General features: G+C 70.3%; 17 protein-coding genes. 10 read left to right on the forward strand and 7 right to left on the reverse strand.

All coding sequences use genetic code 11. The features are described 5' to 3' along the window. Positions 1-39: 39 nt before the first annotated feature. Positions 40-621, forward strand: coding sequence for a TetR/AcrR family transcriptional regulator (locus ACIA5G_RS27810; protein WP_395928262.1), 582 nt, complete (start codon positions 40-42; stop codon positions 619-621). Here the strand turns inward: ACIA5G_RS27810 and ACIA5G_RS27815 are convergent. After that, positions 611-1,609, reverse strand: coding sequence for a Gfo/Idh/MocA family oxidoreductase (locus ACIA5G_RS27815; protein WP_395928264.1), 999 nt, complete (start codon positions 1,607-1,609; stop codon positions 611-613). The genes ACIA5G_RS27810 and ACIA5G_RS27815 overlap by 11 nt on opposite strands. Continuing rightward, positions 1,606-2,625, reverse strand: a complete 1,020-nt coding sequence (locus ACIA5G_RS27820; protein ID WP_395928266.1) for a LacI family DNA-binding transcriptional regulator — start codon at positions 2,623-2,625, stop codon at positions 1,606-1,608. Before ACIA5G_RS27820 ends, ACIA5G_RS27815 begins: the two co-directional genes overlap by 4 nt. A gap of 113 nt (positions 2,626-2,738) precedes the next feature. Between ACIA5G_RS27820 and ACIA5G_RS27825 the strand changes: the two genes are divergently transcribed. Genes ACIA5G_RS27825 through iolD form a run of 8 tightly spaced genes read left to right on the forward strand, consistent with a single transcriptional unit; the run spans position 2,739 to position 10,995 of the window. Beyond that, complete coding sequence (locus ACIA5G_RS27825) at positions 2,739-3,617, forward strand: TIM barrel protein (RefSeq protein ID WP_395928268.1); 879 nt, start codon at positions 2,739-2,741, stop codon at positions 3,615-3,617. 20 nt (positions 3,618-3,637) lie between these two features. Beyond that, the gene (locus tag ACIA5G_RS27830) at positions 3,638-4,633 is read left to right on the forward strand and encodes a sugar ABC transporter substrate-binding protein (protein WP_395928270.1); all 996 of its coding nucleotides are present in this window, start codon (positions 3,638-3,640) and stop codon (positions 4,631-4,633) included. Between the two features lie 10 nt (positions 4,634-4,643). After that, positions 4,644-5,687: an ABC transporter permease gene (locus ACIA5G_RS27835; protein WP_395928272.1), complete on the forward strand. Its 1,044-nt coding sequence runs from the start codon at positions 4,644-4,646 to the stop codon at positions 5,685-5,687. Next, positions 5,684-6,463, forward strand: coding sequence for an ATP-binding cassette domain-containing protein (locus tag ACIA5G_RS27840; protein WP_395928274.1), 780 nt, complete (start codon positions 5,684-5,686; stop codon positions 6,461-6,463). The genes ACIA5G_RS27835 and ACIA5G_RS27840 overlap by 4 nt, the downstream gene beginning before the upstream one ends. After that, positions 6,460-7,389, forward strand: coding sequence for a 5-dehydro-2-deoxygluconokinase (gene iolC / locus ACIA5G_RS27845; protein WP_395928276.1), 930 nt, complete (start codon positions 6,460-6,462; stop codon positions 7,387-7,389). Before ACIA5G_RS27840 ends, iolC begins: the two co-directional genes overlap by 4 nt. After that, complete coding sequence (locus ACIA5G_RS27850) at positions 7,386-8,276, forward strand: aldolase (protein ID WP_395928278.1); 891 nt, start codon at positions 7,386-7,388, stop codon at positions 8,274-8,276. Before iolC ends, ACIA5G_RS27850 begins: the two co-directional genes overlap by 4 nt. Continuing rightward, the gene (gene iolB, locus ACIA5G_RS27855; RefSeq protein WP_395928280.1) at positions 8,273-9,163 is read left to right on the forward strand and encodes a 5-deoxy-glucuronate isomerase; all 891 of its coding nucleotides are present in this window, start codon (positions 8,273-8,275) and stop codon (positions 9,161-9,163) included. Before ACIA5G_RS27850 ends, iolB begins: the two co-directional genes overlap by 4 nt. After that, positions 9,160-10,995, forward strand: a complete 1,836-nt coding sequence (iolD, locus tag ACIA5G_RS27860; RefSeq protein ID WP_395928282.1) for a 3D-(3,5/4)-trihydroxycyclohexane-1,2-dione acylhydrolase (decyclizing) — start codon at positions 9,160-9,162, stop codon at positions 10,993-10,995. Before iolB ends, iolD begins: the two co-directional genes overlap by 4 nt. A 36-nt stretch (positions 10,996-11,031) precedes the next feature. Here iolD and ACIA5G_RS27865 read toward each other — a convergent pair whose 3' ends face one another. Beyond that, positions 11,032-12,417 (reverse strand): cytochrome P450, encoded by a 1,386-nt coding sequence (locus tag ACIA5G_RS27865; protein WP_395928284.1) that lies wholly within the window; start codon positions 12,415-12,417, stop codon positions 11,032-11,034. A 77-nt stretch (positions 12,418-12,494) separates the two neighbouring features. Here ACIA5G_RS27865 and ACIA5G_RS27870 point away from each other — a divergent pair, with 77 nt between their 5' ends. Then, a complete protein-coding gene (locus ACIA5G_RS27870) occupies positions 12,495-13,067 on the forward strand; it encodes a TetR/AcrR family transcriptional regulator (RefSeq protein WP_395928286.1) in 573 nt (190 codons plus the stop codon). On the opposite strand, the gene ACIA5G_RS27875 is transcribed toward ACIA5G_RS27870, so the two are convergent. From ACIA5G_RS27875 to ACIA5G_RS27890, 4 genes are all read right to left on the reverse strand, one after another. Then, entirely contained in the window at positions 13,057-14,001 is a 945-nt protein-coding gene (locus tag ACIA5G_RS27875) for a TolB family protein (RefSeq protein ID WP_395928288.1), read from the reverse strand. The genes ACIA5G_RS27870 and ACIA5G_RS27875 overlap by 11 nt on opposite strands. Further along, on the reverse strand, positions 13,998-15,227 hold the full coding sequence (locus tag ACIA5G_RS27880) for an MFS transporter (RefSeq protein ID WP_395928290.1): 1,230 nt from the start codon (positions 15,225-15,227) through the stop codon (positions 13,998-14,000). The genes ACIA5G_RS27875 and ACIA5G_RS27880 overlap by 4 nt, the downstream gene beginning before the upstream one ends. Before the next feature lie 13 nt (positions 15,228-15,240). Beyond that, on the reverse strand, positions 15,241-16,800 hold the full coding sequence (locus ACIA5G_RS27885; RefSeq protein WP_395929245.1) for a discoidin domain-containing protein: 1,560 nt from the start codon (positions 16,798-16,800) through the stop codon (positions 15,241-15,243). Between the two features lie 434 nt (positions 16,801-17,234). Beyond that, positions 17,235-18,302, reverse strand: a complete 1,068-nt coding sequence (locus tag ACIA5G_RS27890) for an NAD(P)-binding domain-containing protein (protein WP_395928292.1) — start codon at positions 18,300-18,302, stop codon at positions 17,235-17,237. Between the last annotated feature and the right edge of the window lie 521 nt (positions 18,303-18,823).

Below are 18,823 nucleotides of genomic sequence, written 5' to 3' on the forward strand. Positions count from 1 at the left end.
ACTGTCCTCCAGAACGTATTAGAGCATAATCTCTACAACATGGGCCGCCCCGCGACGCACACCACAGCACAGTTCCTCGACGCCGCGACGGCGCTGTTCGCCGCCGGCGGCGCCCGCGCCGTCACCATGGCCGCCACCGCGAAGGCCGCGGGCGCGCCGAACGGCTCGATCTACCACCGCTTCCCGGACCGTCCCGCGCTGCTGGCCGAGCTCTGGCGCCGCACGGTCCGCGACTTCCAGGACACGTTCACCGAAGCCCTCGGCGATGCGACGACGGTCGACGCCGCCGTGGCAGCCGCGACGAGCGTTGTCCACTGGTCACGGAAGCACCCCGAGGGTGCCCGCGTCCTTGACGCCGGCAAGCAGGCCTTCGGCCCCGCCGACTGGTCACCGGAAGCGTCGGAGGCCGTGACGAAGGACGAAGACGAGCTGCGCAAGGTCGTCAAGCAGGCGACACGAGCCCTGCCGCCGCTCACCGGCTGCACCGACGAGGACGTGGTGCTCGCCCTCGTCGAGGTCCCCCGCGCGGTGGTCCACCGCTACCTCTCGACCGGCCGCACTCCCCCGCCGAAAGCCGTCACGCTCGTGGAACGCACGGTCCGCAAGCTCCTCAGCGCCTGACCTCGGCCAGCTTCACCGGACGCCGCTCCCGGCGCGACACCTCGCACGCCTCCGCGATGTAGAACGCTTCAAGCGCATCAGCCGCACCGCACGGTGATGGCGCCCGACCAGCAACAACGTCCAGGAACGCCCGCAGCTCCGTCGTGTACGCCGGGCGGAACCGCTCCATGAACCCCGGATACGCCGGGCCCGGCAGCGGTGCCACGCCCGGCTCCACCGACCGCAGCGGCGCCCGGTCGTCCAGGCCGACGACCACCCCCGAAACAGACCCCAACGCCTCGAGCCGCACGTCGTAACCGGCGCCGTTGTAGCGGGTCAGCGACACCGTCGCCAGCGTCCCGTCGTCCAAGGTCAGCGTTGCCGCCGCGGTGTCGACGTCACCCGCGTCGGCGAAGAACTGCTCGCCGCGGTTCGCGCCGATCGCGTACACCTCGGCTATCTCGCGGCCGCTGACCCAGCGGATGATGTCGAAGTCGTGGACACCGCAGTCGCGGAACAGCCCGCCCGAGTGCGCCACGTACTCCGCCGGTGGGGGCGCCGGGTCGAACGTCGTCGCGCGCAGTGTGTGCAGCCAGCCCAGCTCGCCCGACGCGACCGCCGCCCGCGCCGCCGCGTAACCCGCGTCGAACCGGCGCTGGAAGCCGATCTGGACCGGGACGTCGGACGCGCCGATGCGGTCGATCACGGCCAGCGTGCCGGGGATGTCCGCGGCGACCGGCTTCTCGCAGAACACCGGAAGGCCCGCGTCGACCGCCGCGATGATCAGGCCCGGATGGGCATCCGTCGCCGCCGTGACGACCAGGCCGTCGAGGCCCGCGGTGAACAGCTCGTCGAGGGAAGCCGCCTCGACGCCCAGCTTCGCGGCGGCCGACCGGGCACGCGCGGTGTCGACGTCGGCCACCACGACCGACTCCACCTCGTCGAAGCCCTTCAGCGTCTCCGCGTGCGCGGTGCCGATCCGGCCGGTGCCCGCCAGTCCCAACCTCATCGTTGTGTTCCTCCTGTCACGGAAATTCCGGCGGTGGTCGCGCGGACCACCAGGGACGGGTGCAGCAGGTGCCGGACCGGCTCCGTGCGCTCCCCGCGGACGCGTTCGAGCAAGGCTTCGAAGGCCAGCCGCGCCATGTCCTTGCGTGGCTGGTCCACTGTGGTCAGTGAAAGGTGCCGCAGCGCTGCCAGCGACGTGTTGTCGTAGCCGACGACCGACACGTCCTCGGGTACGCGCAGCCCGGCTTCTTCCAGCGCCGAGATCGCCCCCACGGCATTGAAGTCGTTGCCGGAGACCAGCCCCGTCGGCAGGTCCGGGGGCGGATACGCGGCCAGCAGCTCCCGCACGGCGTTCTCACCCCCGATGTCGGTGTGCTCGCTGCGCACGACGATCGGCTCCAGGCCGTGCCGCCGCATGGCGGCCTCGAAGCCCCGCCGCCGCTGGGCCGCCCCGGCCGCGCCGCCGCCGTCGAGGTGCGCGATGCGCCGGTGCCCGAGGCCGACCAGGTGGTCGACGGCCAGGGCGGAGCCGGCCTCGCCGTCGTCGTTCACCGTGTCCACTGTGGACGACCGGGCGGTCCGCGAGACCAGCACGACCGGGCACTGCCGGGCCGCGACCTGGATCGCCGACGCCGGGACGACCGGCGACAGCAGGATGATCCCCGCCGGGCGGAAGGAAAGGAGGTTGTGCAAGGCGTTCCACTCGCGCGTGGGACTGCGGCCGCCCGTGTTGAGGATCAGGTCGAAGCCCGCCGCCTGCGCGGCGCTGTCCAGCTCCTCGACGATGTCGGCGAAGAACGCGTTGCGCAGGTCGTTGACCATCACGCCGAGCACGGTGGACGTGCGGCTGGCCAGCGACCGCGCCATGACGTGCGGCTGGTAGCCGAGCTCCTTCGCGGCACGCAGCACGGCCGAGCGGCGGGCGTCGGAGACCTTCGGTGAATTCCTCATCACCAGGGAGACCAGCGCGCGGGAAACTCCCGCCCGCGCGGCGACGTCTTCCATGGTCGGACGCATGACCGCACCTCCCCTGACCACGAAAAACTCAGCCTTGACTTGATGTGACGGACGCTACAAGATTAGAGCGCTCTAATCAATAGAGCGCTCCAACGGACCAACGGAGGCCCATGGTGACAGCGACGATCCGAGTAGCCGCCGCGCCGATCTCTTGGGGCGTTTGCGAAGTCCCGGGGTGGGGCCGGGTGCTCGACGCGGCGACCGTGCTCGGCGAAATGGCGGCACTCGGGGTCCAGGCCACCGAACTGGGCCCGCCCGGGTACCTCCCGCGCGACCCGGCGGAGCTCCGGGAACTGCTCGGGCAGCACAACCTGACGCTCGTCGGCGGCTTCCTCGCCGTCGTCCTCCACACCGATCAGGAAAACGCCCTGAAGGAAGCCGAAGAGTCCGCCGCGCTGTTCGCCGCGTGCGGTGGTGACGTCCTCGTGCTCGCCGCCGCGACCGGGCTCGACGGTTACGACGAACGCCCGCAGCTCACCGGCGCCGAATGGGCCACGCTCGTCGGCACGGCCGGCAAGATCCGCGACATCGCCGCCGCCCACGGCCTGCGCACGGTGCTGCACCCGCACGTCGGGACGCACGTGGAGCAGCAGGCCGAGGTGGAGCGCTTCCTCGCCGATTCCGATCTCGGGTTGTGCCTCGACACCGGGCACCTGATGATCGGCGGGACGGATCCGGTCGAGCTGGCGAAGCGCTTTCCCGAACGGGTGGGGCACGTGCATCTGAAGGACGTCCGAGAAGACCTGGCCGCCGAGGTCCGCAGCGGCCGGCTGGCCTACACCGACGCGGTCGGGCGGGGCATCTACACCCCGCTCGGCGAGGGTGACGTGGACGTGGCGTCGATGGTGCGCTCCGTCCAGGCGGCCGGCTACGACGGCTGGTACGTCCTCGAACAGGACACCGCCCTCGGCGACTCGAGCCCCGACGACACACCGCGGCGGGACACCGGGCGCAGCCTGGCCCACCTCGCGAAGATCATCGACTCCCTGTAATCGGTCCCAAAGGAGTGACTGTGTTCTCTATCAAGAAGCTGGCCGGCGTGGCGGCGATCGCCGCCACCGGGCTGGTCCTTTCCGCCTGCAGTGGCCCGAGCGCCGACAACTCGGCCAGTAACTCGAGCGCCCCGTCCGCCGCCGCACCGAGCTCCGGCGGCCCGCTCAAGATCGCCGTGGTCACCCACGGCAGCGCCGGTGACGCCTTCTGGAACGTCGTCAAGAACGGCGCCGAGCAGGCGGGCAAGGACCTCGACGTCGGCGTCGACTACTTCGCCGACGGCGACCCCGGCAACCAGGCCCGGCTGATCGACAACGCCGTCGCGCAGAAGGTCAGTGGCCTGGTCGTGTCGATGGCGAACCCGCAGGCGCTGCAGACGTCGATCCAGAACGCGGTCAAGGCCGGGATCCCGGTCGTCACCATCAACTCCGGCGAGGACTCCAGCGCCGCGTTCGGCGCGATCGCGCACGTCGGGCAGAGCGAGGGCCTCGCGGGCCAGGGCGCCGGGCAGCGGCTCAAGGCGGCCGGCAAGACGAAGCTGCTGTGTGTCATCCACGAGGCCGGCAACATCGGCCAGAACCAGCGCTGTGACGGCGCGAAGCAGACGTTCGGCACCGTCACCACGCTGCAGGTCGACATCTCCAACCCGACCGACGCGCAGGCCCGGATCCGCGGCGCGCTGCAGTCCGACCCGTCGATCGACGCGGTGCTGGCGCTGAACTCGCAGGTCGCGGCCCGTGCGGTGGACGCGGCGAAGGAGGCGAGCTCCAAGGCGCAGGTGGCGACCTTCGACCTGAACGCCGACGTCGTCGCCGCGATCAAGGCCGGCACCATCCTCTTCGCCGTCGACCAGCAGCAGTACGAGCAGGGTTACCTGCCGATCGTGTTCCTCAAGCTGTACAAGGAGAACGGCAACACCATCGGCGGTGGCAAGCCGGTGCAGACCGGCCCGGGCTTCGTCGACAAGACCAACATCGACACCGTGGCCCCGTACGCGCAGCGCGGCACCCGCTAAGGGGACGGCGATGACCGCAGCGATCCAGACCGAACCGGACGAACGCATCGCCAAGAAGAGCCTGACCGACCGGCTGGTCGTCCGGCCCGAGATCGGCGCGCTGCTCGGCGCCGTGCTCGTGTTCGTGTTCTTCTCCGTCGTCACCGGCCAGTTCCTCAGCCCGCTCGGGGTGGCGACCTGGCTCGACGACTCGTCGACCCTGGGCATCATGGCCGTGGTGGTCGCGCTGCTCATGGTGGGTGGCGAGTTCGACCTCTCGGCCGGGGTGATGACGGCGTCGACGTCGCTGGTCACCGCGATCCTGGCGACGCAGGCGGGCTTGAACGTCTGGCTCGCGCTGCTGGTCTCGCTGGCGTTCGCGCTCGGTGTCGGCGCGTTCAACGGCTGGCTGGTGATGAAGACCGGCCTGCCCAGCTTCATCGTCACGCTGGGGTCGTTCCTCGCCTTGCAGGGGCTCAACCTCGGCGTGACGCGGCTGGTCACCGACACCGTCCAGGTCTCGGGGATGCGCTCGACCAGCGGTTACGAGTCGGCGGGTGCGCTCTTCGCGTCCACGTTCAGCATCGGCGGCACCGAGTTCCAGTCGTCGATCATCTGGTGGGTCGTCGTCACGGCGATCGCCGCCTGGCTGCTGGTGCGGACGCGGTTCGGCAACTGGATCTTCGCGGTCGGCGGGTCGCAGGTGTCGGCCCGCTCGGTCGGCGTGCCGGTGGTGCGCACGAAGATCCTGCTGTTCATGGGCACCGCGCTCGGCGCGTGGCTGGTCGGCTCGATCAACATCCTGCGCTTCGCCAGTGTCCAGGCGAACCAGGGCATCGGGCTGGAGTTCCAGTACATCATCGCCGCGGTCATCGGCGGCTGTCTGCTCACCGGCGGGTTCGGCTCGGCGGTCGGTGCGGCGATCGGCGCGCTGATCTTCGGCATGGCCCGCCAGGGCATCGTGTTCGCGCAGTGGAACAGCGACTGGTTCATGCTGTTCCTCGGCATCATGCTGCTCGCCGCGGTCCTGGTGAACAACGCCTTCCGGCGACGCGCGGAAAGGGTACGCCGATGAGCTTGATCGAAGTACGCGATATCGGGAAGACCTACGGCAGCGTGATCGCGCTGCGCGATGTGTCCACTGTGGTCAACGCCGGCGAGGTCACCTGCGTGCTCGGCGACAACGGCGCCGGGAAGTCCACGCTGATCAAGATCCTGGCCGGGGTGCACCAGCACGACCGCGGTGAGTTCCTCATCGACGGGCAGCCGGTGCGGCTCGCCTCGCCGCGCGAGGCCCTCGATCACGGCATCGCGACGGTGTACCAGGACCTCGCGGTGGTGCCGTTGATGAGCGTCTGGCGGAACTTCTTCCTCGGGTCCGAGCCGACAACCGGCTTCGGCCCGTTCAAGATGCTCGACCGGCGCAAGGGCCGCGAGACGACCAAGCAGGCGCTGTCCGACATGGGCATCGACCTGCGCGACGTCGAGCAGCCGGTCGGGACGCTCTCCGGCGGTGAACGCCAGTGTGTCGCGATCGCGCGGGCGGTGTACTTCGGCGCGAAGGTGCTGATCCTCGACGAGCCGACCGCCGCGCTCGGCGTCAAGCAGGCCGGGGTGGTGCTCAAGTACGTCGCCCAAGCCCGTGACCGCGGGCTCGGCGTTGTGCTGATCACGCACAACCCGCACCACGCCTATCCGGTCGCCGACCGGTTCCTGCTGCTCAAGCGGGGTGCGCCGCTCGGGTCGTACGAGAAGAAGGACATCAACATCAACGAGCTGACCCGGCAGATGGCGGGCGGTGCGGAACTGGAAGCCCTGGAACACGAACTGCGGCAGGTGGAAAAGGCGTGAGTCTCGAAGCGCTGACGATCGGCCGGGTGGGCGTCGACCTCTATCCGGAGCAGAGCGGCGTGCCCCTGGCCGGCGTCAGCACGTTCGCCAAGTCGCTCGGCGGGACCGCGACCAACGTCGCGGTCGCCGCCGCGCGGCTCGGGCGGCGCACGGCGGTGCTGACCAAGGTCGGCCCGGACGGCTTCGGCGACTACGTCCGGCAGGCTCTGGAGGGCTTCGGCGTGTCCTCGGCGCACGTGGGCACGTCACCGGATCTCCAGACGCCGGTGGTGTTCTGCGAGCTCAACCCGCCCGCGGACCCGCCGCTGCTGTTCTACCGCTCCCCCATCGCACCCGACCTCACGCTCACCGACGAGGACGTGCCGTGGGACGTCGTCGAATCGGTGCCGCTGCTGTGGGTCACCGGCACGGGCGTGTCCGCCGAGCCCGCCCGGACGACTCAGCGGAAGATCCTGGAAACCCGCGGACGGCGTGAACACACCGTCCTGGACCTGGACTACCGGCCGATGTTCTGGTCGTCGGTCGAGGAGGCGCGGGAAGAGATCGGCGCGCTGCTGGACCACGTCACCGTCGCGGTCGGCAACCGCACCGAGGTCGAGGTCGCCGTCGGCACCGCCGATCCGGACACGGCGGCGGACCGGATGCTCGAGCGCGGGCTGCGGCTGGCGGTGATCAAGAAGGGCGCGGACGGCGTGCTGGTAGCCACCCCGGAGGGACGCCGAACCGTGCAGCCGCAGCGCATCGAGGTCGTCTGCGGCCTCGGCGCCGGTGACGGCTTCGGCGGCGCGCTGATCCACGGGCTGTTGTCCGGCTGGGAGCCGGCGCGCATCGCCGAGTACGCCAACGCCGCGGGCGCGCTGGTTGCGTCCCGGCTGGCCTGCGCCGACGCCATGCCGACCGCGGCGGAGATCGAGGAGCTGCTGTGATCCTCACCGACGAGCGCTGGCGCGAACTCCTGCACACCCGCGCCACGAACCCGGGCGCGGTCCGCCAGGCGTACGCGACCCGCAAACGCCGTTCGAAACTGCTGTCCGACCAGGAAACCCTCTTCCTGGTCGCGGCCGACCACCCGGCACGAGGAGCGCTGGGTGTCGGCGAGGATCCGCTCGCCATGGCGGACCGGCGCACGCTGCTCGAACGACTGCTCGTCGCCCTCGCCAACCCGGCGGTCGACGGCCTGCTCGGCACCCCCGACATCGTCGAAGAACTGCTGCTCCTCGGCGCGTTGCACGACAAAGTCGTCTTCGGCTCGATGAACCGCGGCGGCCTCGCCGGCGCCGACTGGGAGATCGACGACCGGTTCACCGGCTACGACGCCCGCACCCTCGTCGACTGCGGCCTCGACGGCGGCAAGATGCTGCTGCGGCTCGTCGACTCCGACCCGGGCACCGTCCCGACCCTGCAGGCCTGCGCGGACGCCGTCACCGAGCTGGCGGCGTACGGGCTGGTGGCGATGATCGAGCCGCTCCCCTACACACGCGAAGACGGGAAACTCGTCCTGCAGAAGGATCCCGTGTCACTGGCGCGGGCGGTCACCGTGGCGTCCGGCCTCGGCACGACGTCCGCGCACACCTGGCTGAAACTGCCCCCGACCGACTCGGCCGCCGTGCTCGGCGCGACCACCCTGCCGGTGGTCGTGCTCGGCGGGGTGCCCTCCGGCGACCCGGCCGCCGACCTGGCGTCCTGGGGCCGGACGCTGCGCCACGACGTCGTGCGCGGCCTGGTGGTCGGCCGCACCCTGCTCTACCCGCCCGGCGGAGACGTCGGCGCGGCCGTCGATGCCGCTGCGAAGGTTCTGGAGGCCGCGAAGTGAGCAAGCTGCACCGTCCACTCGGGACACTGTCCGACGACGCCGACCCGGTCCGGCTCACCCCGGATTCGGCGGGCTGGGCGTACACGGGGCTGCGGGTGCTCCGGATCGGCACCCGGCTCCCGCGCACGGTCAGGACCGGCGAGTTCGAGGCGTTCGTGCTCCCGTTGTCCGGCTCGCTCACGGTCCGCGTCGACGACGAGGAGTTCGAGCTGGAAGGGCGCGAGTCGGTGTTCACCCGGGTCACGGACTTCGTCTACGTCCCCCGCGACGCCGAGGTCGAGCTGACTTCCGAGACCGGCGCGCAGGTCGCGCTGCCGATGGCGCGCTGCACCCGGCGGCTGACTCCGAAGTACGGCCCCGCCGAGGACGTCCCGGTCGAGGTCCGCGGCGCCGGGCAGGCCACGCGGCAGGTGACCAACTTCGGCGTGCCCGGGGTGTGGGACCACGCCGACAAGCTCAACGCGTGCGAGCTGATCACGCCGGGCGGCAACTGGTCGTCGTACCCGCCGCACAAGCACGACGAAGCGAGCGAGTGTGAGGTCGTCAACGAGGAGATCTACTACTTCCGCGTCGCCGGCCGCGACGGGGTGACGCCGTCGCGCGAGGGTTTCGGCCTGCACCGGACCTACACGTCGGACGGCGACCTGGACGAGGACGTCGCCGTGCGCGACCAGGACGTCTTCCTGATCCCGCGCGGCTACCACGGTCCGTGCGTCGCGGCGCCCGGCTACCCGATGTACTACCTGAACGTCCTGGCCGGGCCGGCACCCGAACGCTCCATGGCGTTCTGCGACGACCCCGCGCACAGCTGGGTCCGGGACACCTGGGAGTCCCAGGAGCTCGACCCGCGCTGTCCGGTGACGAGCCACGAAGGGCGTGTCCAGTGAAGCTCACAACGGCTCAGGCGCTGGTCCGCTGGCTGCTCGCGCAGCGGTCGGAAACCTTGGACGGCCGCGAAGTCCCGCTGTTCCCCGGGGTGTTCGCGATCTTCGGGCACGGCAACGTGCTCGGCCTCGGGACCGCGCTCGAGGAACACCGCGGCGAGATCCCCGTCTGGCGCGGGCACACCGAGCAGGGCATGGCGCTGGCCGCGGTCGGCTACGCCAAGGCGACACACCGGCGGCAGGTCGGCGTCGTGACGTCGTCGATCGGGCCGGGCGCGCTGAACATGGTCACCGCGGCCGGGGTCGCGCACGCGAACCGGCTGCCGGTGCTGCTGCTGCCGGGTGACACGTTCGCCAACCGCGCGCCGGACCCGGTGCTGCAGCAGGTGGAGAACTTCGGCGACGCAACCGCGACGGTGAACGACGCCTTCCGCGCGGTCTCGCGCTACTTCGACCGGATCACCCGGCCCGAGCAGCTGCTCTCGACGTTGCCGCAGGTCGCGCGGGTGCTCACCGACCCGGCCGAGGCCGGCCCGGTGACCCTCGCGCTGCCGCAGGACGTCCAAGCGGAGACGTACGACTTCCCGGAGTCCCTGTTCGTGCCGGTGACACACCGGCTCCTGCGGCCGCGTCCGGACCGGCGCGCGGTCACCGAAGCGGCTGGTGTCCTGCGCGCGGCGAAACAGCCGTTGCTCGTGCTCGGCGGCGGGGTCCGGTACTCCGGCGCCGGGCGGCGCGCGCTGGACTTCGCCGAGCGGCACGGGATCCCCCTCACCGAGACCACCGCGGGCCGCACGCTGCTGCCGCACGAGCACCCGCTGAACGCGGGCCCGCTCGGGATCACCGGCTCGACGTCGGCGAACGTGCTCGCGGCGGAGGCGGACGTCGTGTTCGCGGTCGGCACCCGGCTGCAGGACTTCACCACGGCGTCGTGGACGGTCTTCTCCCCCGACGTCCGGCTGGTCACGCTCAACGCGGCCCGGTTCGACGCGGTCAAGCACGGCGCGCTCGCCGTCGTCGGGGACGCCGACGCGGGCCTGGCCGACCTCGGCGCCCAGCTGGAGAGCTGGCGGGTCGACCCGTCGTGGACCTCGCGGGCCGCGGCCGAACGCGGGAAGTGGGACACCCACATCGACGCACTGCGGTCGGCGGCCTTCGAAGTGCCGTCGTACGCGCAGGTCGTCGGCGTGGTGAACGACCTTTCGGCGGCCGGCGACTACGTCATGACGGCGTCCGGCGGGATGCCAGGCGAGCTGATCGGCGGCTGGCGCGGGTCCGGTTCGGTGAGCATGGACGTCGAATACGGCTTCTCGTGCATGGGCTACGAGCTGTCCGGCGCGTGGGGCGCGGCGATCGCCCACCCGGGCCTGGTCACGACGCTGCTGGGTGACGGCTCGTATCTGATGCTGAACTCGGAGTTGTTCTCGGCTGCCTTCGCAGGACATCCGTTCGTCGCGGTCGTCTGTGACAACGACGGATACGCGGTGATCGCGCGGCTCCAACAGGGTCAGGGCGGGAAGCCGTTCAACAACTTCTACGCCGACTGCACAACTTCACACGCTTCGCCGCCACGGGTCGACTTCGCCCAGCACGCGGAGTCGTTGGGCTGCACGGTTTTCCCGGCTACTTCGGTCGAGGACCTCCGGGTGGCCTACGCGCGGGCGCGCGAAGCGGCGGTGTCCGAGCAGCGCCCGGCCGTGGTCGTGGTGAAGACGCAGCCGTCGGCGTGGACCGAAGCGGGGGCCTGGTGGGAGGTCGGGGTGCCGGAACACCTCGCGGGCCGCGACGAGTACGAGCGCTCGAAGGCCGGCCAGCTGCGCTACCTGCGGTCCTGAGCCGGGGCGAGCCGCCGCGCTCAGCTTCACGCTCGTCTACCTGGCGACCGCGCCGGCCGCGGCCCGGACGCAGGGCCGGAGTGTGAAGCCGCTCGGCTTGATTGTCAAGGATTCGACGATCTTGAGCTCGTACGACGGATCCACCTCGAAGTCGTAGCGCTGCAGCACCATGCCCAGCGCCAGCACCGCTTCGTGGAGCGCGAACTGGCGGCCGATGCAGGCGCGCTCACCCGTCCCGAACGGCTTGTACGCCTGCGCCGGCCGCTTCTTCACCGCGGCGGGCTCGAAGCGGTCCGGGTCGAAGGCCTCCGGGTCCGGGCCCCAGACCGAGGGGTCGCGGTGCACCAGGGGCAGCGGCACGATCACCCAGTCACCCTTGCGCATCCGGTACTTTCCGCCGAGCACAACGTCTTCGCGCGCTTCGCGGGAGTAGCCGGGCGCGGTCGGCCAGAGGCGCATCGCCTCGTCGAGCACGCGTCGCACGTAACGCAGCTTCGCGACGTCTCCGAAGGCGGGCTCGCGGTCACCCCACACCGCGTCGACCTCGGCGCGTGCCTTCGCCAGCAGCTCGGGGTGGCGCGTCAGGTAGTACAACGCGAAGGACAGCGCGCCGGACGTCGTCTCGTGGCCGGCGACGACAAAGGTGATCGCCTGGTTGCGGATGTTGACCGGGTCCAGCCGCTCGCCCGTCATCGGGTGGCCTTCGGTGAGCATCAGCCCGAGCAGGTCGCGGCTCTCCTCACCGTCCTTGCGGCGGGTTTCGATGACCTCGTCGACGAGGTTCGTCATGGTCGCGATGTCCGCCTGGTTCTGCTCGGGCGTCCCGGCGAACGCGCGCCGGACGAACGGCAGCTTGACGTTCTGCAGCTGCGCGAACCGCAGCGACCGGATCATCGCCGTCACGAACGGGTGCGGTTCCGCGCGTTCGAACGAGCCGAACCGGTAACCGAAGCCGGCGAGGCCGATCGTCTCCAGGGTCAGCCGGGTCATGTCGGCGGAGACGTCGACGGGCCCGGGCGCGGCGTCCCACCTCGCGACGAGCTCGCGAGCGACGTCCAGCATGACCGGGTGGTAGCGCCGCATCGCCTCGGCGGAGAACGCCGGCTGCAGGATGTCGTGCGCCAGCCGCCAGTTCGGCTCGTGGGTGTGGGCGGTGAACAGCCCGTCGCCGGCGACGGCACGCAGGTTTTCGACACCCATGCCGACGTGCTTGCCGAACTTCGTCTCGTCGTTCAGCTGGGTGACGAGGTCGACGCCGCCGGCGAAGACGATCTCGAAGCCGAAGATCTTGCGCGTGAAGATCGGCCCGATCCGCTTGCCGATGCGCAGGGTGTCCTGCAACGGCGTGCGCGGGTTCGCCCCGATCAGGTCGCCGATCACCGGCAGGCGGCCCGGCCGGTGCGGAATCCCGGTGGTGTCCACGGCTGCTCCCTATTGAACCCGGATCCAATAGAGTCACGATCCCCCGCTACTGAACCCGTGTCAAGTAAGCTCACGGGATGCGGACGAGGCTGAGCACCGAACAGCGGCGCGAACAGCTCCTGACGATCGGCGCCGGTTTGTTCGCCCAACGGCCGTACGACGAGGTGTGGATCGAAGAGGTCGCCGAGATCGCGCAGGTCTCGCGCGGCCTGCTGTACCACTACTTCCCCACCAAGAAGGACTTCTTCGCGTCGATCGTCCGCGCGCAACGCGACCAGCTGCTGGAGATGAGCGCGCCCGACCCGGAACTGCCCGTGGTGGAGCAGCTGCGGGCCGGGCTCGACGTCTACCTCGAGTTCGCGCGCACCCACCCCGACGGCTACCGGATCGTGCACCGGGCCGCGAGTGGCGCCGACCGCGAGATCCAGGAGATCCGCGAGGCCGGGATGGCCGCGAACGCGTCGCGGATCCTCGACGCGGTGAGCCTGCTGACGCCGGTCACGGAAACGACCCGGCTGGCCGTGCGCGGCTGGCTGGCGTTCGTGGCCACGGTGATCCTCGACTGGCTCGACCAGCCGACGGTCACCCAGGACGAGCTGCGCGACCTCTGCGTCCGGACGCTGTTCGCGGCGGTCGACGTCACCCCGTGACGGCGGGCGACGCGGCATCCTCGGCGAGTTTTGCCGGCGCGCCGGAGCCGTCCGCCGGGACCGCCCAGACGGTATTGTCCAGGCCGTAGAGCACGGTGTGGTCGTCCTGCCAGAGTGCCTGGTCGTCAACGCTGCGGGTCTCGGCGAGCTCGGTCTCCTTCATCGTCTTCAGGTCGAAGACCGACAGCCGCCAGACGCCTTCGCCGACCTTTTTCTTGAAGGCGATCCGAGTGGCGTCCGGGGACAGCGACGGGCATTCGACGTTCTCGCGCAGGGTTTTCCCGCGGTAGCGCGCGTAGTCGGCTTCGACGAGGTACGTCTTGCCCTTGCTGCCGAGTGTGGCGTAGAAGCGGTTGCCGTCGGGGGCGAACGTGATGCCCCAGTAGTTGGCGTCCGCGGCGAAGTAGCGCTCGCCGCCGACGAAGACCGGCAGCTCCTCGATCGTCTTGACGAGCCGTCCGGTGTCCACTTCGTACACTCCGGCGCGGGTCGAGAAGCCGGTCTCCGCATACGAATCGCCCGTGACGAACAGCGTCCAGTAGACCCGCTTGCCGTCCGGCGAGACGCGGGCGCGGCTCGGCGTGCCGGGCAGGGTTTCGGTGTGGCGGACGGCGAGGTGGTCGTCGAGGACGAGGACGTCGGTCACCGCCGGCAGGGTCCCCGGCTTGACGGCCAGGCAGACGGCGGTCTGCTTCGCGACGGCGAACCGGTCACACTTCAGGCCGCTGACCTGTGGTTTCGCCTGGGTGTTGCCAACGGGGACACTGGCGACTTGCCCGGTTTTCGTGTCGCGGAACAGCAGCTGGCCGGCGTCCAGGGTGAGCTGGGCGGCCGGGCCGGCTTCGGCGGTGTTGTGCCGGGCGCTGACGGTGTACGTCACGGCCGCGGCGACCAGGAGCGCGGTGCCGGTGAGGGCGAGGACGAGTTTCTTCACGGCCGCACCGGCTTCGCGAACGCGGCGGCGAGGGCGACGGCGGCGAGGCAGACCGCGGCGACGAGCACCGCGGGCCGCAGGTCCCAGAGTGTCCAGGCCAGTCCGAAGAGGACGGACGAGAGCATCCGCGCCACCGCCTGCCCGGTCTGCACGACCGCCAGCCCGGTGGCCCGCAGGTCCGGGGGCACGAGCGGCCCGGCAGCGGCCATCAGCACACCGTCGGTGGCCGCGTAGAACACACCGTGCAGGCCGAGCACGACCACGGGGAGCACCGCGTAGGCCGGGCCGCAGACCAGCACGAGGGCCAGGCACAGCGCGACGTGGCCGCCGAGGAACACCGGCCAGCGGCCGATCCGGTCGGCGAGCCGGCCCAGCGGCACGGCGAGCACCAGGTAGACCCCGGCAGTGCCGAGCGGCAGCAGCGGAAAGTACGTCGCCGCGATTTCCCCCTTGCGCTGCAGGAGGAGGTAGACGAACGAGTCGCCGACCGTCACCAGGCCCAGCAGCGCCGCCCAGAGCGTCACGCGCCTGAAGTCGCTCTGTTTCAGGAGGCCGAACGCGGCTCTTGCGGACACCGCGGCGCGGTCGACGCCGCCGGGGTGGTCCTTGACAAAAAGGGCCAGCAGCAGCACGGCGATCGCGGCGATGCAGAAGCTGGTGAAGAACACGCTCGGATAGCTACCGAGGCTGAGGGCGAGGACCGCCATCGCCACCAGCGGGCCGAGGAACGCGCCGACGGTGTCCAGCGCGCGGTGCACCCCGAACGACCGGCCGAGCGTGCCGGGCTCGCTGCTGAGCGAGATCAGCGCGTCGCGCGGGCCGGTGCGCAGGCCCTTGCCGGTGCGGTCGGCGGCGAGCACCACCCCGATCGCCGCGACCGAGGAACCGGCCGCGACCAGACCGAGCTTGCACACCGCGGACAAGCCGTACCCGAACCCGGCGACCGCCTTGAGCCGCCGCCACCGGTCGGCGAGGTGCCCGCCGAGCACCCGCACGACCGCGGTGGCGCCCGCGTAGAGCCCGTCGAGCAGCCCGAACTGCAGCGGGTTCAGGCCGAGGCCGAGCACCAGGTAGAGCGGGAGGACGGCGGTGACCATCTCCGACGAGACGTCGGTGACCAGGCTGACCATCCCGAGGGCGACGACGTTGGCGGAGACCCGCTTCAGCGCGGGTTTCCGGTCGGTGCCGGCCGCCAGGTCCGAGGTACGGCTTGCCGCGATGTACATGCCCCGTCCCCTTCTAGTGGCAGGTGTAGGTCGGGCTGCTGTCCAGGACCTTGTTGTCGACGCCGATCAGCTGCGTCTGGAACGAGGTGTCCGTCATCGAAAGCTTCAGGACACCGAAGGTCTTGAGCAGCTTGGCGGTCGTGTCATGAGCCGGGCTCAGGTCGTAGAGGTTCGCGCCGCCGGAACCGCCGACGATCTCGACCGGGCCGTTCGCGTCGGCCTTGCCGTCGGCGTTCTGCGGGACGAACCGCTCGTAGTCGTGGTCGTGGCCGTTGAGCACGAGGTCGACCTTGTTGGCGGTCATGATGTTCCAGAGCTCGATGCTGTCCTTGTTGTCACCGTGGTCACCGGAGCTCCACCGCGGGTGGTGGTAGTACGCGGCGACGCAGCCCTTCTTGTTGGCGGCCAGGTCCTGCTTGAGCCAGGTGATCTGGGGCGGCTCGGCGAAGTCGTCGTGGGTGACGAAGTCGTTGGAGTCGAGGGCGATGAAGTGCCAGTTGCCCATTTCCCAGCTGTAGTAACGCTTGCCCTGGGGCTTCGCGATGGCGCCGAAGTAGTCCTCGTACCCCTTGAACGGGGTGTCGTCGTAACTCTCGTGGTTGCCCGGGATGGGGTGCGTGATGCTCTTGAACTTGCCCCAGGTCTTGTCGTAGTAGGACTTGAAGTCCGACAGGTGGGCGTCGTCGTACTGGTTGTCGCCCATGGTGATCACCGCGGCCGGGTTCATCTGCTCGACCAGTTTCGCGGTCTTGACGTGGGCGCAGCTCGAGCTGCTCGCCGTGCAGCGTTCGGCGATGTCGCCGGCCGCGGCGAGGACGAATCCGCCTGCACTCCCGGCTTTCGTCTTCACGGTGATCGGCGCGCTCGGGCTCGACAGGTTCCCCGCGGCGTCACGCGCGCGGACGGTGTAGGTGTAGCTGGTTTCCGGCGTGAGGCCGGTGTCGGTGTAGGACGGGGTTGCGCTGGTGGCGACCACCGTGCCGCCACGCAGGATGTCGTACCCGGCCACGCCGACGTTGTCGGTGGCGGCGCTCCACGTCAGGGCGACGCTCGTGCCGGTCGTCGCGCCGGCGGTGAGAGCGGTCGGTGTGGTCGGGGCCTGGGTGTCGCCGGAGGAGTCCGTGGAGCCGAAGACCTGCATCTCCCAGAGGGAATAGCCGTAGCTCGTGGCGCGGGTGACGCCGACGAGGCGGACGTAGCGGCCGTGGGCGGTGAGGGTCAGCTCGTCGGTCTTGCCGTCACCGTTGTCGACGGTGGCCGCGGGGGTGAACGTCGTGCCGTCGTCGGAGGTTTCGATGCGGTACTTCTTGGCGTAGGCGGCTTCCCAGTTGAGGACGACGCGGTGGATCGCGGCCGATTGACCGAGATCGATCCGCAGCCACTGCGGGTCAGCGCCTTCGGCACTGGCCCAGCGGGTGGTCGTGCTGCCGTCGACGGCCTTGGTGCCGGCGTACGACGAACTCTCGACGGTCGAGGTGGCGACGGGTTTTCCTTGGGAGAGCAGGACATCGGCGGCTTGGGTGGCACTTGCCGCGGTGATGGCCGAGGGCAGCAGCACCACGGCGGCGAGCACCGGGGTGAGTCGGGTGAGTGTTCGTAGGCGGCTTGACGGCACGTCGCGCTCCTTGCGGGCCTTGGCGGTGGCTGGTGGGCTGCGGCGTCGGTTCATCGAACTGTTAAGAAACTTTACTAACTAAGGGCGGACTGTATCGATGATCGGTTACGACTGACAAGACGTGTCTTGTCGCCGAATCGGTCAAGAGGGTGAGTTTCGCCAGGTTTTCCCAGCTCACCAGGGTTTCCGATGACCGGGACACTGCACCGGGAACCGGGACGGACCATGGAAAGCACCGACGTTTTCCGATTTTGTCGGTGGTCACGGGTAGTGTGGGAACCGGGGGCAGCGCCCATCCGCTTCCCTTTGTTCACAACAAAACGGCTGCCGAGCTTCACCCGATCCAGCGATGACCATCGCACAGGTGTTCGGGTAGCTTCGGTTTCATGACCTCAACCGTCCGAACTCAGCAGCTTCCTGATCTCGCCGACCGCGGCCCGTCCCGCCCGGTTGGCCCCGACAGTGCTCGCCGAAGGCCCGTACCCCACGAGGTGCAGCCGCGGCTCGAGCGCCACGCGCGTGCCATCCATCCGGATCCCGCCCCCGGGTTCACGCACGTGCAGCGGCGCGAGGTGGTCGATCGCCGCGCGGAAACCGGTCGCCCAGAGGATGACGTCGGCGTCGAACCGCGAACCGTCCGCCCACTCGACACCGCTCGGCGTGATGCGCGAGAACATCGGCCGCCGCGCAAGAATCCCGGCGGCGCGCGCAGCCCGCACCTCCGGCGTCACGGCAAGGTCCGTCACGCTCACAACACTCTCGGGCGGCAACCCGGCACGCACCCGCTCGTCGACCTTCGCGACGGCGTTGCGTCCCCAGTCCTCGCTGAAGGGCTCATCACGCCAGACAGGCGGACGTCGTGTCACCCAAGCCGTCGCACGCGCGAGCGGCGCGAACTCCATCAGCAGCTGCACGGCCGAAGCCCCACCCCCGACCACAACCACCCGCTGTCCGCGGAAGTCTTCCGGCCCGGTGTAGTCGGCGGTGTGCAGCTGCCGTCCGGCGAAGGTCTCCTGACCGGGGTAGTGCGGCCAGAACGGCCGGTCCCAGGTGCCGGTCGCACTGATCACGGCGCGCGCGGCCCATGACTCTGCGGGACTGGCAACCACCAGCCGCTCCCCCGCCCGCGTCACGGACTGGACGTCGACGGGCCGTAGAACAGGGAGGTCATACACGCTCTCAAAGCGCGCAAAGTACTCCGAGACGACTTCGGACGCCGGCCGCGTCACGTCCGGAGCGCCGAAGGCCATGCCCGGCAGGTCATAGATGCCATGCACCTTGCCCAGCACCAGCGACGGCCACCGATACTGCCACGCACCCCCGGCCCGCTTGCCGTGATCAAGCACAACAAACCCGGTCCGGTTGGCGAACCCGGCCCGGCGCAGGTGGTAGGCCGCAGACAGCCCCGCCTGCCCGGCACCGATCACCACCACGTCCGTCTCGTGATCCGCGCCCGTCATAACGGTTCCAACGACTGGCCGACCGGGGTATTTCGCGGCATTGATCACACGCCTGTGGCCGGCTCGGCGGTGCCGCCAACCTGGCACGGGCACCCCCGCCCGCCGACCAGGTCCCACTGCGCTACTGGCGTCGCCGCTGCAGCTGCGGCGCACCGCGGCTGACCACGGCGCAACCCGCGCACCGGGCCCACATCGCAATGCTGTGGCGGCCGCAAGCCGCCGAGCGCTCCACTGCAGCACGTACACCGCAACCGGTCGTAACTACCTCACACCGCCCGGTTGCGGCTGGCCCTTGGGCGCAGCAGGCAGCTTGCCCCCGCGCAACCGACCGACACCGCGATCCGGCCGAGCCGGGCACGACCCCCTCAGGAGCCGCTGAGCGCCTACTTCGCACCCGACGACATCGCGCAGCTTCCGGCATGGCCACCGCCGGGCAACGCCGCGCTCGATCCCACTGCAACGCGGCCACCCGCTTCCGGCACGGGCGCCGCCGGGCAACCAACACCGCACCCGGCTCACAC

It is taken from the genome of Amycolatopsis sp. NPDC051758 (assembly GCF_044453095.1).
GTDB lineage: Bacteria > Actinomycetota > Actinomycetes > Mycobacteriales > Pseudonocardiaceae > Amycolatopsis.

Bases quoted from the DNA above. Each gene is read 5' to 3' on its own strand.
- ACIA5G_RS27810 (WP_395928262.1), top strand. From the start codon at position 40: ATGGGCCGCCCCGCGACGCACACCACAGCACAGTTCCTCGACGCCGCG.
- ACIA5G_RS27815 (WP_395928264.1), bottom strand. From the start codon at position 1,609: ATGAGGTTGGGACTGGCGGGCACCGGCCGGATCGGCACCGCGCACGCG.
- ACIA5G_RS27870 (WP_395928286.1), top strand. From the start codon at position 12,495: ATGCGGACGAGGCTGAGCACCGAACAGCGGCGCGAACAGCTCCTGACG.
- ACIA5G_RS27890 (WP_395928292.1), bottom strand. From the start codon at position 18,302: ATGACGGGCGCGGATCACGAGACGGACGTGGTGGTGATCGGTGCCGGG.
- ACIA5G_RS27840 (WP_395928274.1), top strand. From the start codon at position 5,684: ATGAGCTTGATCGAAGTACGCGATATCGGGAAGACCTACGGCAGCGTG.
- ACIA5G_RS27835 (WP_395928272.1), top strand. From the start codon at position 4,644: ATGACCGCAGCGATCCAGACCGAACCGGACGAACGCATCGCCAAGAAG.
- ACIA5G_RS27880 (WP_395928290.1), bottom strand. From the start codon at position 15,227: ATGTACATCGCGGCAAGCCGTACCTCGGACCTGGCGGCCGGCACCGAC.
- ACIA5G_RS27820 (WP_395928266.1), bottom strand. From the start codon at position 2,625: ATGCGTCCGACCATGGAAGACGTCGCCGCGCGGGCGGGAGTTTCCCGC.